This is a genomic window from Pseudomonas sp. NPDC090203 (assembly GCF_044746765.1).
In the GTDB taxonomy this organism is placed as follows: Bacteria; Pseudomonadota; Gammaproteobacteria; order Pseudomonadales; family Pseudomonadaceae; genus Aquipseudomonas; species Aquipseudomonas putida_AD.
This window is the reverse complement of record NZ_JBIVCV010000005.1, coordinates 52800-68900: the sequence shown is the minus strand read 5'-3', so window position 1 is coordinate 68900 and position 16101 is coordinate 52800. Positions and strand designations below refer to the sequence as shown.

The 16101-nt window shown below is 61.7% G+C and carries 14 protein-coding genes; 8 read left to right on the top strand and 6 right to left on the bottom strand.

Annotated features, from left to right (window positions below; all coding sequences use genetic code 11):
• The first annotated feature begins 26 nt into the window (after positions 1-26).
• Entirely contained in the window at positions 27-896 is an 870-nt protein-coding gene (locus ACIPO9_RS10200) for a LysR family transcriptional regulator (RefSeq protein WP_400780627.1), read from the top strand.
• Positions 897-1019: 123 nt separating this feature from the next.
• On the opposite strand, the gene ACIPO9_RS10195 is transcribed toward ACIPO9_RS10200, so the two are convergent.
• A complete protein-coding gene (locus ACIPO9_RS10195) occupies positions 1020-2426 on the bottom strand; it encodes an NAD(P)/FAD-dependent oxidoreductase (RefSeq protein ID WP_400780624.1) in 1407 nt (468 codons plus the stop codon).
• 256 nt (positions 2427-2682) lie between these two features.
• On the opposite strand from ACIPO9_RS10195, the gene ACIPO9_RS10190 reads away from it, so the two are divergent.
• From ACIPO9_RS10190 to ACIPO9_RS10165, 6 genes are all read left to right on the top strand, one after another.
• Positions 2683-3315 (top strand): paraquat-inducible protein A, encoded by a 633-nt coding sequence (locus ACIPO9_RS10190; RefSeq protein WP_400610455.1) that lies wholly within the window; start codon positions 2683-2685, stop codon positions 3313-3315.
• The gene (locus tag ACIPO9_RS10185; RefSeq protein ID WP_274133304.1) at positions 3312-3926 is read left to right on the top strand and encodes a paraquat-inducible protein A; all 615 of its coding nucleotides are present in this window, start codon (positions 3312-3314) and stop codon (positions 3924-3926) included. The genes ACIPO9_RS10190 and ACIPO9_RS10185 overlap by 4 nt, the downstream gene beginning before the upstream one ends.
• A complete protein-coding gene (locus ACIPO9_RS10180) occupies positions 3919-5601 on the top strand; it encodes an intermembrane transport protein PqiB (protein ID WP_274133306.1) in 1683 nt (560 codons plus the stop codon). The genes ACIPO9_RS10185 and ACIPO9_RS10180 overlap by 8 nt, the downstream gene beginning before the upstream one ends.
• Positions 5598-6215 (top strand): membrane integrity-associated transporter subunit PqiC, encoded by a 618-nt coding sequence (locus tag ACIPO9_RS10175; RefSeq protein ID WP_400780621.1) that lies wholly within the window; start codon positions 5598-5600, stop codon positions 6213-6215. The genes ACIPO9_RS10180 and ACIPO9_RS10175 overlap by 4 nt, the downstream gene beginning before the upstream one ends.
• 380 nt (positions 6216-6595) lie before the next feature.
• Positions 6596-7063, top strand: coding sequence for a helix-turn-helix domain-containing protein (locus ACIPO9_RS10170; RefSeq protein WP_400610381.1), 468 nt, complete (start codon positions 6596-6598; stop codon positions 7061-7063).
• 86 nt (positions 7064-7149) lie between these two features.
• Positions 7150-8436, top strand: a complete 1287-nt coding sequence (locus tag ACIPO9_RS10165) for an amidase (RefSeq protein ID WP_400780618.1) — start codon at positions 7150-7152, stop codon at positions 8434-8436.
• Positions 8437-8591: 155 nt separating this feature from the next.
• On the opposite strand, the gene araH is transcribed toward ACIPO9_RS10165, so the two are convergent.
• The 5 genes from araH to ACIPO9_RS10140 all read right to left on the bottom strand — a co-directional run bounded on the left by araH (position 8592) and on the right by ACIPO9_RS10140 (position 14009).
• Positions 8592-9557 carry an L-arabinose ABC transporter permease AraH gene (gene araH / locus ACIPO9_RS10160; RefSeq protein ID WP_400780616.1) on the bottom strand — a complete coding sequence of 322 codons (966 nt, stop codon included), beginning with the start codon at positions 9555-9557 and terminating at the stop codon, positions 8592-8594.
• Between the two features lie 39 nt (positions 9558-9596).
• Positions 9597-11132: an L-arabinose ABC transporter ATP-binding protein AraG gene (gene araG / locus ACIPO9_RS10155; protein WP_274133316.1), complete on the bottom strand. Its 1536-nt coding sequence runs from the start codon at positions 11130-11132 to the stop codon at positions 9597-9599.
• Positions 11133-11194: 62 nt separating this feature from the next.
• Positions 11195-12199 carry a substrate-binding domain-containing protein gene (locus tag ACIPO9_RS10150; RefSeq protein WP_274133318.1) on the bottom strand — a complete coding sequence of 335 codons (1005 nt, stop codon included), beginning with the start codon at positions 12197-12199 and terminating at the stop codon, positions 11195-11197.
• Between the two features lie 177 nt (positions 12200-12376).
• The gene (locus ACIPO9_RS10145) at positions 12377-13255 is read right to left on the bottom strand and encodes an SMP-30/gluconolactonase/LRE family protein (protein ID WP_400780615.1); all 879 of its coding nucleotides are present in this window, start codon (positions 13253-13255) and stop codon (positions 12377-12379) included.
• A gap of 61 nt (positions 13256-13316) precedes the next feature.
• Entirely contained in the window at positions 13317-14009 is a 693-nt protein-coding gene (locus tag ACIPO9_RS10140; protein WP_400780614.1) for a FadR/GntR family transcriptional regulator, read from the bottom strand.
• Between the two features lie 344 nt (positions 14010-14353).
• Here ACIPO9_RS10140 and ACIPO9_RS10135 point away from each other — a divergent pair, with 344 nt between their 5' ends.
• On the top strand, positions 14354-15499 hold the full coding sequence (locus ACIPO9_RS10135) for an aldose epimerase family protein (protein WP_400780611.1): 1146 nt from the start codon (positions 14354-14356) through the stop codon (positions 15497-15499).
• Positions 15500-16101: the final 602 nt, after the last annotated feature.

Genomic DNA, 16101 nt, shown 5'->3' with positions numbered 1-16101 from the left:
GCACTCAATGCGCGGATGGCATCACGATGGAATTGGTCTGGCTGGAAGATTTCAACGCCCTGGCACAGAGCGGCAACTTCTCCCGTGCCGCCGAATTGCGCCACGTCACGCAGCCGGCATTCAGTCGCAGGATCCGCGCGCTGGAGACCTGGGTCGGGGTCGATCTGTTCGAGCGCACGACTCAGGGCGCGACCCTGACCGAGGCCGGCAGGCACATGATCGGCAGTGCCCAGGAGATGACCCGGCGCCTGTATCAAATGCGCCAGGAAGCCCGCGAAGTCGCCGGTAAGCAGGCGCGTTCGCTGCATTTCGCGGCCACCCATTCGCTGTCGTTCACGTTTTTTCCGGGCTGGGTGCGGGCGGCCGAACGGACCAGCCCCATCGAAGCGATCCGGCTGCATTCGGACAACATGCGGGTCTGCGAGCAGATGTTGCTGGGCGGCGAGGTACAGTTTTTGCTGTGTCACCAGCACCCGGAAGTGCCGCCGCAATTTCCCGCCGAATCCTTTCATTCCAAGGTGGTGGGCAGCGATGTGCTGATGGCGTTGCAGGGGCAACAGGTGCACGCCATTGGCGGCGACACCCCGCTCTCACTGCTGGGCTACACCGCTGAATCGGGGCTGGGCCGCATCGTCTCCGCACGCCTGCGCAAGGAGCCTCAGCCGCCGAACGTGCACACGGTGTTCACCTCCCATCTGGCGGCGGTGCTGCTGTCGATGGCGCTTGAAGGCAAAGGCATCGCCTGGCTGCCCAGGACCCTGGCTGAACCTGAAATCAGCAGCGGCAAACTGATCCGGGCACTGGATGAGCATTGGGACATTCCAGTGGAAATCCGCCTGTTCAGGCCGACCATGGCGTTGAGTGATTTCGCCGAGGATTTCTGGGCCAGGCTCTAGTCGGCTGGCCTCGGGTCGATCTTGCGCACGCCCCCGCCGGCAAGCCGTGCTGCTACGGGCGGGGTCGGGCCTCATTCCTGTAGGAGCGCGCTCGCCCGCGACGGCGATCTTATGGGCGTCGGGTCACTTCATGAACCCTTCCATGAAATCCGCCACGCCCATGGCGATCTTGCGTCGCCAGGCCGGTGTCGCGGGGTCCGCCAGGGTCTGGTCTTCGCTGACGAAGCTGCGGATGATTGCGTTGTAGCCCAGCCAGCGGCAGGGTTCCGGCTCCCAGGCTTTCAGGGCCTTGAGCCCACCTTCGCGAATCACCCAGGGCTGGTGAACCAGCGGCGTGTCGCGCTCAAGAATCAGGTCCGCCAGGGTGCGTCCGCCCAGGTTGCTCGCCGCCACACCCTCCCCGCCGTAACCGCCGGCCAGGGCAATTCCGCTTGACCGGTCACACAGCATGTGAGGGTGAAACCGCCGGGACATCCCCAGGTTGCCGCCCCAGGAATGCGTAATGCGGACCTTCTTCAACTGCGGGAACAACTCGCCGAACAGGTAGCGCCGCAGTTCGACTTCGCTGGTGCTCAGATCGAAGTTTTCCCGCAGGCGGCCGCCAAACTGATAGCCGCCACGGGCGCCGAAGATCAGCCGATTGTCCATCGAGCGCTGGCCGTAGGTGACCTGCCTGCTGCTCTCGCCAAACGCTTGGCCCTGGTTCAGGCCGATTTCATCCCAGACGCTCGCTGGCAAGGGTTCGGTCGCGACAATCAGGCTCTGCACCGGCAATTGATAGCGGGCCAGAGCGGGCATACTGGCCGCATACCCCTCCACCGCAGGCACCACCCAACGGCAGCGAATCCGGCCATGGGCGGTTGTGACCTGCCCGGCCTGCCAGTCGGTGGCCGGGGTATTTTCATAGATCGGCACGCCCAGCGCCTCGACCGCCCGCGCCAGGCCTCGGACCAGTCTGGCCGGCTGAATGGTCGCCAGGTGGGAAAAATGAATGGCGCCGTAGGCACGGGCAATCCGCAGCTGCGAACTCAATTGCTCAGGAGTGAGCCAGCGATAGTCGGCCTCGGTCAGATCCTGTTTGTAGAGTTTGTCCAGATAGGCGCGCAGGCTGGCTTCCTGTTCGGGATAACGCGCTGCGCAGTACAACGCGCCGCCTTTGCGATAATCGCAGTCGATGCCTTCGCGGTCGATGACGCTCTTGACCTCATCGGGGATGCCGAACAGCAAATCGTAGGAGGCGCGGCGATCTTCTGCCGAGAACCCCGCGAGCATCCGGTCATCGCCCAGCAGGTTGCCCATGACCCAGCCGCCGTTGCGCCCCGAGGCGCCAAAGCCTGCGGTCTGCGCCTCGACAATGGCGACGTTCAACTGCGGGGCGTGGCGCTTGAGATAGTAGGCCGTCCACAACCCGGTGTACCCGGCGCCGATGATCGCCACATCGACATCCAGGTCCTGTTGCAGCGATGCCCTGGGCGTCAGCGGCTCGTCCAGCTGGTCCATCCATAAACTGTTCAAACGCCATGCAGACATCACCCTACCCCACCGACCCTGGCTCAAGGCATCGATCCTAGTCGGTGCGGCGAGCGGATGTCCAATGTGCATCGGACGGAGCGCGCGGGGCCGCAGCGCGGTACACTTGTCCGTCCCCGACCACACACACCGCAACAGCTCAACCACGGGCAGGGTGCGAAAACGTGCTTTGATTCACCAATACCGACACCTTGGCATCGAACCGGATGATGGCAATGTGGTCAATGTCTCAATCGAACCTATCAGCGTGCTGTCCATGTATCCAACGCCTCCACCAGTAGACGATCCCGCCCAGTGGATCATCTGCGAGCACTGCGACTCGCTCTATGAGGCCCACCCCCTGAGCAAGGGCGAATCGGCCTATTGCCTGCGTTGCGCTGCGGTGCTCGATCGCGGCCATCGCATGAGCATCGAGCAGATGCTGGCGCTGAGCATCGCCGCCGGCATCCTGTTCATCTTCGCCAATGTGTTTCCGGTGATCAGCATCAGCATGAAAGGCCTGTACAACGAGGTCACGCTCTGGGGCTCGGTCGAGGCACTGGCCCAGGGGCAGATCACCCTGATCGCGCTGGTCGCGGGGCTGGCGATCATCCTGGCCCCGGCGCTGCAGATCGCCCTGCTGTTCTGGGTGCTGGTGCACGCCCATCGCAACGAGATCGCTCCAGGCTTCAAGACCTGCATGCGCACCCTGGAGCACCTGCGCCCCTGGAGCATGCTGGAGGTATGTCTGCTGGGGATCCTGGTGGCCATCATCAAGCTGGCGGGCATGCTCGACGTGCATCCCGGCGTCGGGCTGTGGGCCATGGCGATGCTGATGGTGCTGATCGTGCTGATCGCCGGCAAGGACATCAGAAGGCTGTGGGACGAGCTGGGAGTGCAGCCCGAATGAACGGCATTCCCTTCGCCCGCGAGCGCAACGTGACCCTTTGCCATGTGTGCGGCTATGTCTGCCCGCAAGATACCCATGTCTGCCCGCGCTGCGAATCGGCGGTGCACACGCGCAAACCCAACAGCATGGTGCGCACCTGGGCGTTCCTGATCGCCGGGCTGATCTTCTATATTCCAGCCAATACCCTGCCCGTGATGTTCACCACCCTGCTGGGCCGGTCCAGTGAGAACACCATCATGAGCGGTGTGATCGAGTTCGCCGAGGGCGGCTCGTGGGACATTGCCATCCTGATTTTCATCGCCAGCGTGCTGGTGCCGTGCATCAAGTTCCTGGTGCTGGGCATGCTGCTCTACACCTGCCAGCGCCGCAGCCAGTGGGCCATGCGCGAGCGCTCCAGGCTTTATCGCTTCATCGAGCTGATCGGCTACTGGTCGATGCTCGATGTGCTGGTGGTCGCGCTGGTCGCGGCGCTGGTCCAGTTCCGCGGCTTGAGCACCATCGAGCCGCGGCTGGGCATCCTGTTTTTTGGTTTGGTGGTGGTGATGACGATGTTTGCCGCCATGAGTTTCGATCCCCGGTTGATCTGGGATGCAGAGGTTGAAGATGTCTGAGAACACCCTACCCCCGTCGGCGCAGGCCCCTGGGCGACCGCAAGTCAAGGCCCGCAAGGCGCGTATTTCCCTGGTCTGGCTGGTACCGATCGTGGCCGGGGTGATCGGCCTGTCGATGGTCATCCACGACTTCCTCAACGTCGGCCCCAAGGTGGTGGTCAGCTTCCTGACCGCCGAAGGCCTCGAAGCCAAGAAGACCCAGGTCAAGTACAAGAACGTGGTCATCGGCACCGTTTCCGATATCGCCCTGAGCGACGACCGTACTCACGTACTGGCCACCATCGATCTGAATCAGTCGGCCACCCCCTTCACCCGCGCCGACACGCAATACTGGGTGGTGCGCCCGCGCATCGGTGCCCACGGTGTTTCCGGGGTCGATACCCTGCTGTCCGGGGCCTTCATCGGCGCCGACGCGGGCAGCTCCGAGGAAACCAAAAAGGACTTCACCGGCCTTGAGACCCCGCCGCCGGTGACCTTTGGCGAAAAGGGCAAGCGCTTCATCCTGCACACCGATGACCTGGGGTCGCTGGACATTGGCTCGCCGATCTACTTCCGCCGCATTCAGGTGGGTCAGGTGGTGGCCTATGAACTGGCGAAGGATGGCAAGGGCGTGGACATCGAGATCTTCGTCAACTCGCCAAACGATCAGTACGTGCTGACCGACTCGCGCTTCTGGAACGCCAGCGGCGTGGACGTCAGCATCGGTGCGGCCGGTCTGAAGGTATCGACGCAGTCGCTGACCTCGATCATCTCCGGCGGCATCGCCTTTCGCGAACCCAAGTACAGCCCGGACGCCAAGCCTGCCGACAGCAACGCCGAGTTCAAGCTGTTCGAAGACCAGGCCACCGCCCTGGCGCCACCCGACGGCGATCCCAAATACATCCGCATGCGCTTCAACCAGTCCCTGCGCGGCCTGGTGGTCAATGCCCCGGTGGACTTCCTGGGGGTGAACATCGGCCGCGTGGTCTCGGTGGACCTGGACTACGACCCGGCCACCCGCACCTTCCCCGGCGTGGTCGGCGCGGTGATTTACCCGCAACGCCTGGGCGCGGCCAACGACAAACTGCGCGAGCAGGCCGGTGGCGGCGACGAAGAGGAACAGACCTCGAGAATCCTGGGCGGTTTTGTCGAGCGCGGTCTGCGGGCGCAGATTCGTACCGGCAACCTGCTGACCGGCCAGCTTTACGTGGCCATGGATTTCGACCCCAAGGCACCGAAAATCGCCTATAACGCCAAGGCTCGTCCGCTGGAGATTCCAACCGTGGGCGGCAGCTTCGACAAGCTGCAGGAACAGTTGCAGGCCTTCGTCGACAAGCTCGGCAAGATTCCGATCGACGACCTGGCGAACAACCTCAATGGCAGCCTGATCGAACTGCAGAAGACCATGAAGAACGTCAACGGCCAGGTCCTGCCGCAAGTCACCGGCACCCTGGCGCAGGCTCAGAAGACCATTGGCACGGCCAACGCTACGCTGTCGGATGATTCCCCGGCGCGGCTGCAACTGGGCCAGGCCATGGAAGAAGTCCAGCGCACCGCGCGCTCGGTCCGGGTCCTCACCGACTTCCTCAGCCGCCATCCCGAATCACTGATCCGCGGTCGATCCGGCGATGCTGCGCCCGGCTCGTACAAAGGTTCGTCCTCTTCCCGTGAAATTGCTCCGGAGCCTGCACAATGACCGTGCGTAACCACCTGCTGGTCCTGGCGTGCGCCCTGGGCCTTGGCGCCTGTTCGTCCACGCCCACCCATTACTATACTTTGATAGCCCCTGCGACCCAGACCCAGGCCACTCACGCACAGGTGCCATTCCAGTTCGAAATGCAGCCGGTGCTGATGGCCGTTCAGGTCGATCAGCCCCCGCTGGTCGTGCGCCAGGGCGACGGTAGCCTGGCGATTCTGGAGAACGATCGCTGGGGCGCACCACTGGGCGATGAGTTCCATGATGCACTAACGGGAGAATTAGAACGTCGTTTCGGAGTTCGAGATCTGGCAGGATTACCCAAACAGAACGAACTACCTGTATTGTCCATTCGTACCGATGTTCGGCGCTTCGAATCGATCATCGGCCAATATGCGATGATCGATGTAGTCTGGAACTTGAGTATTCGCTCTAATCAAAACAATGGCCAACGCCAGACCCTGACGTGCAGTAGCGTGGTGCGTCAACCTGCGGGGCCGGGCATCGAAAATCTGGTGCTGGCCCACCAGAAAGCCCTTTCCTCGCTGGCGGACATCATTGCCAAAACCGCGACCGACTGGGGCCGGCAACCGGGTACTCGCTGCCCTTCGTGATGTTACTCAATAACTTATTGACACTCAAACGAGTGTCAATAAAGTATCTAATTGAATGAATAGTCTTTCTATTTAGATATAAACATCGAGAAAACATGAATAAAGCTGTACATGTACGCGAACGAGTATAATTTACACCTCACCACTGCCATACGGCCGTTTCATAAAAAAACCCTCCAAACGTTTGTATACATCAGGATCCAATCGAATACTTACACTTGTCTTGGAGCCGATAGACGGCTTTAATGCACCAATTCATGGCATATTCATGAAGTTGATTAATTAAACGTCCATACATCTTTAGCGTGATTGTAAATCGTGCGTGCTGCCGGCTTTTTGCGGGCGACACCGCCTGCAACACTGCCAGCGGGGAGAAACACATGACAGGGATTGGCCCGAGACTTCGCGAAGAACGCACTCGCCTGAAACTGTCGCAAAGCGCACTGGGCACCCTTGGTGGCGTCGAGACCAATGCCCAGGGCAACTATGAAAGCGGTGCCCGCTCTCCGAAAGCCGACTACCTGTTGCGAATCGCCGAAGCTGGCGTCGATATCTATTACGTATTGACCGGCACCCGCTCACGTCCCGGAGACACCATCGCCCAGGCGCTCATGCCGCCCCACGGCGCGGCCACGAATGAACACATGAGCAAGGTCACGCATCAGCTGCATCGTAACCTGCACGGACTGATCGAGGCCCTGTTCCAGATCACGATTCTGATCGAATCCCAGGCAAACGACATTGACGACCATGCCGTGAAGACGGAACTCGATACCTTCCGCAACGAAGCCCAGGCCCTGGCCCAGGCGTCCATCCGGCTGATTTTCGAAACCTCACGGCTCAGCTGACCTCCCCTGCGTGCCCGGTGTACACCGCGCATTGCCTGCGGCATGATCCGGCTTCTTCAGAACAACAACCGGACAGTGCCGCGCCCATGACTCCCCATGACCTGACCCTGCTCACCGCCAGCGAAGCCGCCCGCCTGTTGCAAACCCGGACGCTCAGCGCCGAGGCGCTGCTGGGCGCGTGCCTGGAGCGCATCGAGGCGCGCGAACCACAGGTTCTGGCGTGGCGCCAGTACGACGGGGCCAGCGCGATGGCGCAGGCACGGGCGCTGGATCGCGGCCCGTTGCGCGGCCCCCTGCACGGTTTACCGCTGGGGGTGAAGGATCTGTTCGACACTCGGGATTTTCCTTCCGGTTACGGCTCGCCGATCTACCAGACGCACCGGCCGGTTCATGACGCCGCAGCCGTCGCTCTGTGCCGGGACGCCGGCGCGCTCGTGCTGGGCAAGACCGTCACCAGCGAATTCGCGACCTTCAGCCCTGGCCCGACGCGCAATCCGCACAACCCGGATCACACACCCGGCGGTTCATCCAGCGGCTCGGCGGCCGCCGTCGGTGCGCACATGGTGCCGTTGGCGTTGGGGACGCAGACCGCAGCTTCGGTGATTCGGCCTGCGGCCTTTTGTGGCGTGGTGGGTTTCAAACCCAGCTTCGGCCTGATCTCCCGCGCCGGGGTCAAGAGCCTGAGCGAATCGCTGGACACCGTGGGTGGATTCGGTCGCTGTGTGGATGACGTGGCCCTGCTGACGTCGGTGATGGCCAACGCGCCGCAGTGGCGTCAGTTGCCCGTTGATCGCAAGCCGCGTATCGGCGTGTGTCGCTCACCCTATTGGGACAAGGCCAGTGCGTCGGCGCAACAGGCGTTCGAATCCACGCTGCGGACGGTGGCAGCCAATAAGGTGCACATGGTCGATGTGACCCTGGCCGATTCAGTGGCAGCCCTGGTCGAGGTGCACGATCAGGTGATGTGTGGCGAGGCATTCAAGGCGCTGGCCGATGAGCGTCTGAATCATGGCGAGCTGTTGAGCGACAGACTGGTCGCGATGCTTGAGCGTGGGTCGCGCGTGACCTTTGAACAGAGTGTGCAGCACCGGGCACAGGTGGCGTCGGCGCGGCATCAGTTGGGGCGGGGCTTTGCCGATTATGACCTGCTGCTCACACCCAGTGCCTGCGGCGAGGCCGACCTTGGGCTGGAGCGCACGGGTGATCCGCTGTTCTCGCGGATCTGGAGCCTGCTGGGTTTGCCGAGCCTGAATCTGCCCGTGGGGTTCGGCGATCAGGGCTTGCCCCTGGGGATTCAACTCATCGGCCCGATGATGAGCGACACCGCGATGCTCGGGTTTTGCAAGTGGGTCGAGCAGAGCCTTGCGGCGTGACGTCATCGCTCGTGAGCGGATCCTGAACCGCCGACGCCGGCAAGCCGTGCTGCTACGGGGGGGCGGGCCTCATTCCTGTAGGAGCGCGCTTGCCCGCGACGGCGTCCTGGAAATCGCCGACGCCGGCAAGCCGGACTGCTACGGTTCGGGTGATGTCAGCGGCGCTTCAACCGGTCGATGATCACCGCCAGCAACAGAATCGTCCCGCGAATCACGTACTGATAGAAGGTATCGATGTTTTTCAGGTTCATGGCGTTCTCGATGATCGCCAGGATCAACACCCCCGCGATCACGTGACGAATCATCCCGATTCCGCCACTGAGCGATACCCCGCCCAGCACGCACGCGGAAATCACCGTCAGCTCGAAGCCCTGCCCGATCATCGGTTGCCCGGATGTCATCCGCGAGGCCAGGACCACGCCCGCCAGCGCGCCGATCAGGCCGTGCACCGCGAAGATGATGATCTTTGTGCGGTCCACGTGCACACCCGCCAGCAATGCAGCTTCCTGGTTGCCGCCGATCGCCAGCGAGTTGCGCCCGTAGGTGGTGTAATTCAGCAGCCAGCCGAAGAACACGAAGCAGACGATGGTGATCAGGATCGGCACCGGCACGCCGAACAATTGGCCATTACCGAATACGAAGAAGCCTTCGTCACCCACGCCCACCGCTTTACCGTTGGAAAAGATGTAGGCCAGACCGCGCACGATCTGCATGGTCGCCAGGGTGGTAATCAACGCGTTGATCCGCAGCTTGGCGATCACGATGCCGTTGATCAGCCCCACCACCAGCCCCATGGCCAGGGCCGCAGAGACCCCGAAAAACACACTGTCGGTGTCACGAATCACGATCCCGGCGATCACCCCCGAACAGGCCAGCACCGAGCCGACCGAGAGGTCGAAATGCCCGGACGCGAGACAGAACAGCATGGTGCAGGCAGCGATGCCGACCGTGGAAATCGCCAACCCAAGCCCGCGCATGTTCAGCGGAGACATGAAGTTGTCGATCAGCAAGGCACAGAGCACAAAGATGCTCAATGCGGCGAGAAGCATGGCCCAGTCGTCGAAGAATCGACGCATGTTCATGCCCTGGCGGGGAGCCGTCAGGCTGGTTTCGGTAGACATACGCACCTCGTTTTTATTTTTCACTGTCTTGACCCGGTGTCAGCCGCGAGTGCGCGGCAGTGCCAGTTGCAACAACCGTTGTTCGTTGGCCTCGTCACGAGAAAGCTCGCCAGTGATGGCGCCTTCGCTCATGACCAGAATCCGGTCGGAAATGCCCATGACTTCCATCAGATCGCTGGACACCACGATCACCGCGATCCCCTCGGCGGCCAGGTTATGAATGATCTGATAGATCTCGGACTTGGCGCCGATGTCGATGCCGCGAGTCGGCTCGTCCAGCAACAGCACCTTCATCGGCATCGACAGCCAGCGGCCCAGAATGGCCTTTTGCTGATTGCCGCCGGACAGGAACATGATCTGCTGCTCGGGTGATGGCGTCTTGACGTTCATCGAGCGGATCTGGGTCTTCGCGTTGTCCCGCTCCCAGCGCCCCTGGATCAGGCAACCCAGGTGCACATGCCGTGGGCGGGCGCCGATGTTAATGTTCTCGGCCACGCTGGAAAGCGGTACGATGCCCTCTTTCTTGCGGTCCTCGGGGCACAGCAACACCCCGGCGGCGATGGCGTCGCGCGGGGACCGGAGGTTCAGCGGCTTGCCGTCCAGTTGCAGGGTGCCGGCCTGGCTCCTGGTCAATCCGGAGAGGATGCGAAACAGCTCGGTACGCCCAGCGCCGACCAGGCCGAAAAAGCCCAGCACTTCGCCTTTATCCACCGCGAAACTCACCGGCTCCTGCAAGCCAGGCCCCAACAGACCGGTGACACGCAGGCTTGGGCCCTGGTGCTGGCGCGGGCGGTAGTTGTAGATGTCCTGAATGTCGCGGCCGACCATGCAGGTCACCAGACGGTCGTGGTCCAGGTCGGCCATGTCCTCGAAAGTGCGTACGAAACGTCCGTCCTTGAAGACGGTAACTGCATCGCAGACGCGAAAGATTTCTTCCATGCGATGGGAGACGTACAGAATCACCCGCCCCTCGTCCCGCAGCTTGACGATGATCGCCATCAGGCGGTCGATCTCGCGCGCCGAGAGGCTGCTGGTGGGTTCGTCGAACGCGATGACGTGGGCATTGCGCGACATGGCCTTGGCGATTTCCACCAGCTGCCGTTGCCCCAGGGACAGATCGCCCAGGCGCGTGCCCGGATCGATTTCATCGGCCAGGCCTTTGAGCAGTTCGCGTGCGCGACGCATCATGGCCCGACGATTCACCAACCCGAAACGATTGGGCATGTGCCCCAGCAGCAGGTTCTCCGCCACCGACATTTCCGGCACCAGGTGCAGTTCCTGGTGAATCACCGCGACACCGGCGGCAATGCTGTCAGCCGTGGACTTGAACGCCAGGTGTTGATCGCCGATCTGCAGGTCGCCGCTGTTGGGCTGGTACGAGCCGCCGAGAATCTTGAGCAGCGTCGATTTGCCCGCGCCGTTCTCGCCCATCAGCGCATGAACACTGCCGGGCCTGGCTTCGAAATTGATGTCGGACAGCGCCTTGACCCCCGGAAAGGTCTTGCCGATCCCGTTGAAACGCAGGCTGCCGCCCGCCTGTTGTTGCTGTACCTGTGGTGCAGAAGCCTGTTGCATGAACCACCTCCCACTCGCTCCACCCTGGGGTGAAGCGAGGCCTTGCAGATTGTCGCCAGGGATTACTTGTACAGACCGATCTTGGTCAGCACGTCCTTGAAGTTCTCACGGGTGATCAGCGTCACGTCGTCCATGGCGGTGTATTTAGGCGGCTCCTTGCCAGTGGTGACCCACTCGTACATCTGCAGGGCGGTGTTGTAGCCCTCTTTGTCCGGGCTTGGGAGCATCGAGCCGAAGAAGCCGCTCTTCGGCTTTTTCAGCTCGTCGATGGCGTCGGTGCCGTTGATGCCGATCCCGATCACGTTGTCCGGGGAGAAGCCTGCACCGGCGGTCGCACGCACACCACCGAGCACGGTGTTGTCGTTCATGCCGCCGACGATCAGGTTTTTCGCGCCGCTTGGCAGTTTAGGCAAGGCCGCGTTGGTGGCGTCCATGCTGCCCGGCACGTCGAGGGTCTTTTGCGGGGTAAAGAGGATGTGATCTTCAGGCAGGCCGGCTTTCTTCAGGGCATCGACCGAACCGTCGGTGCGCTTCTTGCCGGTGTCCAGTTCGTTGTAGGTGTTGATGATCGCGTAGGTTTCCTTCCAGTCCCACTTGCGATTCTGCGCCTCGGTCGCCATGGCAGCGCCCTGCTTCTGGCCCACTTCAAACGCGGCCATGCCCAAGTACGGCACGTCTTCCATGAACTTGCCCTTGGCGTCGACGAAGCGGTCGTCCACGGCCATGACCTTCAGATCGTTGGCCTTGGCCTTGGCGACGATGGCAGGGCCCAGGGATACGTCAGGCGGGCAGATGACAAAACCCTTGGCGCCGTTGGCGGCCAGGTTGTCGATGGCGGTGAGGGTTTTCTCGCCGTCGGGAACGGCGATCTTGATGACTTCGAAACCGTGATCCTTGCCGGCCTTTTCAGCGAACTGCCATTCGGTCTGGAACCATGGCTCTTCGGCCTGTTTGACCAGAAAGCCAATCTTGACCTTGTCGGCAGCGATGGCGCCGCCGCTCATTCCAACGATAGCGGTGGCAACAGCAGCACAGCACAGGGAGCGAATCCCGTGGCGACTCAACATAGCTAACTCCTTATTTTTATTGACTAGCTACAGCGTCCAGCAGTGAGTGTCGTGGCGACCGGAAAGCGTGAGGGCCCGACGGTCGTTTCGACTGAAAACAGTCATATCATATTATCAATGCAGTCTATGTAACCGAGTGTCACACTGCCCGTGACACTCGCTTGCAGTCCGAAATCCTCAGCCGGCAAAGCGCTGGCAGGCCAGCCCCTGAATGCCGGTTTCAACGCTCAACACACAGCCATCGAGTTCAAGCGCTCCACTGGAAGGCCTGGCGCTGGTGACGAACAGGGTGGCCATGTCGGGACCACCGAACACGCAACTGGTGGGGTGACTGAGCGGCACTTCGACTATCCGGTCTATGCTGCCGTCGGGCGCGAAACGAATGATGCAATGCCCACCCCAGCGGGCGTTCCAGACATAGCCCTGGGCATCCATCGCCGAGCCATCGGGCACGCCGCGCACATGCTGTGCTGCCCAGATGCGCCGCTCGCCCAGAGAGCCATCGGTCAGTATCGGGTAGCGGTAGATCACACCGTCAAGGCTGTCTGCGGTCAGCAGCGCGCTGTCGTCATCGGCCCAGAGCAGGGTGTTGACGATGCCCTGCCCGCCCAGCAGCGGGGTTGACTGGCCACGGGCATCGACCCTGAACAGCCCGCCGGAGCGGCGTTCCAGCGGTACGTCGCCGCCCTTGGCATCCAGATTGTTCTGCATGCTGCCCAGCCACAACCGCCCCTGGCTGTCGCAGCGGGCTTCGTTGGCGCGGTTGCCCGGCACCGGATCGGCCTCGCAGAACAGCGCCAGACCAGGCGCATCGGCGCTGGATTCAAGGTTGAGGCGGTACACGCCACTGGCCAGGGTGACCAGCGCATCGCCTTGAGTGGTGGGGATGAATGCCGAGACAGGCTCGTTGAATTGCCAGTGCCGCACCTGCCCCTGATGCAGGCGCAGGGCGCGAAACCCGGCGATGTCGACCCAGTACAGGCTCTGCCGGGATTGATCCCAGAACGGCCCTTCGGCCAATTTGAAACGCTGGTCACAGACCGCAAGCCACTTCATGCCAATGTCCTGTTTTTATTCTTGTCCAGGGCCGCAGCCCGTCTTGAACAGCTTTTGTCGCTCAGTCGCTCAGCGAGCGGGAAATCACCTCGCAGGCGTTCTCGATCAGGCTCATGCAGGCCCAGACCCCTCGCGCTGCATCCCGGCTGGCGATGGCGTCCGCCAGGTCCTTGTGCAGCGGTAGCGTGCGTCCCAATTCGCCCGGCACCGCCGAGGAAACCTCGAAAGAGATCGCCAGCAGCGCACCCAGCGCCGGCAGCATCTGCTCGATGAACTGGTTATGGCTGGCCGCCAGCACCGCCTCATGGAAACGCTGGTCGGCATGGTTGTAATCGCCCATGTCCGCCACGCTGTCCGCCAGCAGGCCATACGCCGCCTGAATCTCGGCGATCTGCGCAGGGGTTGCCCGCTCACACGCCCAACGCACCGCCATCGGTTCGATGGCCCGGCGCAGATCCAGCAGGTCCATCACAAAACTCTTTGGCAAACCCTTGGCTGCCAACCAGCCGACCACCTGCGGGTCGAACAGGTTCCAGCTGCGCACCGGTAACACCCGCGTCCCGACCTTCGGGCCGACTTCCAGCATGCCCTTGGCCACCAGCGTCTTGATGGCCTCGCGGATCACCGTACGACTGACCCCGAACTCCTCGCCCAACGCCGCTTCAACCTTCAGTGCCTGCCCCGGCGGCACACTGCCTTGAGCAATCCAGGCGCCGAGACGGTCTACGGTCGAGGCGTGAAAACTGTTGCTCATGCCCTACCCCTTTTTGCGGTGCTTTCCGCAGATCGAGGCTAATCATCATATGATTGACTGTCAAACGGCTGTACAAGTGGCGAAAGCTGGTCTACACCTGATTCGCGACTGAAGTCGAGCTTCAGTTGAGCTAAATAGTATTACAATTTATTTTTAAATCGAGTGTTTTTGATCTATAAAACAGAAATACCGTCACAGGAAGCCAAAATAGTATTACCAATGTAGGAATGAGCCTGCTCTCGATGGGGTCCGAGCCTGTAAACGGAGCCGACTGAACGAACGCCATCGCGAGCAAGCTCACTCCTACAGCCGTCGCTGCTCAATAACAAAAAAGGAAGGACGCAATGAGGAAGACGCTTATCCCTGCTATCGGACTGACCCTGCTGGCCGCCGCCCTGCAAGCCAACGGCGCAACGGGCCTCACCAGCGAACACGCAGCGTTCGGCAAGATGCCGGACGGCACCACGGTCGAGAAATACACCCTGCGCAACAGCCTGGGGATGCAGGCCACGGTGATCACCTATGGCGGCACGCTGCAGTCGTTGCTGGTACCGGACAAGAATGGCAAGACAGAAGACGTGGTGCTCGGTTTCGATGATCTGGATGGCTACCTCAAGGGCACGTCCTACTTTGGTGCCACGATTGGCCGTTTCGGCAACCGTCTGGCGGACGGCAAGTTCAGCCTGGACGGCAAATCCTTTCAGGTGCCGCAGAACGACAAGACCAACGCCTTGCACGGCGGCACCAAGGGCTTCGACAAGCAGATCTGGAAGGCCGAACAGGTCAAGGACAAGGGCTGGGTCGGGGTCAAGCTGACCTATGTCTCGGCGGACGGCGAGATGGGCTTTCCCGGTACGCTGAAAACCGAGGTGACCTACAGCCTCAACGAGAAGAACGAACTGCGCATCCAGTACCACGCCACGACCGACAAACCGACGGTGCTCAACCTGACCAACCACAGTTACTTCAACCTGGCGGGTGCAGGTAACGGCGATATTCTGGATCAGGTGGCCATCGTTCACGCCAGCCATTACACGCCGGTCAACGAGAAGCTGATTCCAACCGGCGAGATCGCACCGGTGGCAGGCACGCCGATGGACTTCCTAAAGCCCGTGGCCTTTGGCAAGCGCATCCGCGAAGACCACCAGCAGCTGAAATTCGCCGAGCCTACCCAGGGCGGTTATGACCATAACTGGGTGCTGGACACCAAGGGCAAGGTGGCGGCGCTTGCTGCGGACGTGAGCGATCCGAAATCGGGTCGTCGTCTGCAACTCTTTACCAGCGAGCCGGGGGTACAGCTGTATACCGGCAACTTCCTGGATGGCACGGTCAAAGGCAAGGGCGGCAAGATCTATCCGCATTGGGGGGCATTCACGCTGGAGACGCAGCACTATCCGGACTCGCCAAACCAGAAGAACTTCCCGTCCACGCGGCTGGATCCGGGCAAGGCGTATAGCCAGACGACCGTGTTCAAGTTTTTGACCAAGTAAGGCGTGTTGCAGACTAGCGCCTGGGTGATGATCGTTCCCACGCTCTGCGTGGGAAATGGCTTGTGCGACGCTGAGGACGGGTATACATCCGTTTTCGCGTTTTCTTTGGCTTAGGGTTTCGCCCCTTACGGGCGACCTACTTTCTTTCGGGAAAGTAGGCAAACCATTTGCTCCTGGCTGGGGTCCTCCTTCGTCGGACTTCCCTCGACTCCGGCGCCGTTCCGGGGGCACGCTGTGATGGGCCGTCCCTGGCCCGCACAGCTTTCGCGGCTTCCTGCCGCTCATCCCCCTCCACGACGCCTGCGCTCGGCCTGGCGCCTTTACGTCGCGTTCGGCGTCGTCCGCACCATCGCGTACCAAGATCAGAAGCAAAAGCCTTGGTTTAACTCGGACCCGTAGCAGCACGGCTTGCCGGCGGGAGCGGCCTGGATATCGCCCCCGCCGGCAAGCCGTGCTGCTACGAGCGGGTCTGACCATCCATTTGCCTGCATCTGCAACACTGGCCCCCTTCGTCTGTACCAATACGCACCGTTTGCACCCCAACGGATCAATTCGAGTGAATTTTCCTGGCCCTGGCGACTCAGTGAAGTGTGAGCGACTGA

Bases quoted from the DNA above. Each gene is read 5' to 3' on its own strand.
- araH (WP_400780616.1), bottom strand. From the start codon at position 9,557: ATGTCTACCGAAACCAGCCTGACGGCTCCCCGCCAGGGCATGAACATG.
- araG (WP_274133316.1), bottom strand. From the start codon at position 11,132: ATGCAACAGGCTTCTGCACCACAGGTACAGCAACAACAGGCGGGCGGC.
- ACIPO9_RS10150 (WP_274133318.1), bottom strand. From the start codon at position 12,199: ATGTTGAGTCGCCACGGGATTCGCTCCCTGTGCTGTGCTGCTGTTGCC.
- ACIPO9_RS10190 (WP_400610455.1), top strand. From the start codon at position 2,683: ATGTATCCAACGCCTCCACCAGTAGACGATCCCGCCCAGTGGATCATC.
- ACIPO9_RS10135 (WP_400780611.1), top strand. From the start codon at position 14,354: ATGAGGAAGACGCTTATCCCTGCTATCGGACTGACCCTGCTGGCCGCC.
- ACIPO9_RS10140 (WP_400780614.1), bottom strand. From the start codon at position 14,009: ATGAGCAACAGTTTTCACGCCTCGACCGTAGACCGTCTCGGCGCCTGG.
- ACIPO9_RS10145 (WP_400780615.1), bottom strand. From the start codon at position 13,255: ATGAAGTGGCTTGCGGTCTGTGACCAGCGTTTCAAATTGGCCGAAGGG.
- ACIPO9_RS10180 (WP_274133306.1), top strand. From the start codon at position 3,919: ATGTCTGAGAACACCCTACCCCCGTCGGCGCAGGCCCCTGGGCGACCG.
- ACIPO9_RS10175 (WP_400780621.1), top strand. From the start codon at position 5,598: ATGACCGTGCGTAACCACCTGCTGGTCCTGGCGTGCGCCCTGGGCCTT.
- ACIPO9_RS10195 (WP_400780624.1), bottom strand. From the start codon at position 2,426: ATGTCTGCATGGCGTTTGAACAGTTTATGGATGGACCAGCTGGACGAG.
- ACIPO9_RS10165 (WP_400780618.1), top strand. From the start codon at position 7,150: ATGACTCCCCATGACCTGACCCTGCTCACCGCCAGCGAAGCCGCCCGC.
- ACIPO9_RS10200 (WP_400780627.1), top strand. From the start codon at position 27: ATGGAATTGGTCTGGCTGGAAGATTTCAACGCCCTGGCACAGAGCGGC.
- ACIPO9_RS10170 (WP_400610381.1), top strand. From the start codon at position 6,596: ATGACAGGGATTGGCCCGAGACTTCGCGAAGAACGCACTCGCCTGAAA.
- ACIPO9_RS10185 (WP_274133304.1), top strand. From the start codon at position 3,312: ATGAACGGCATTCCCTTCGCCCGCGAGCGCAACGTGACCCTTTGCCAT.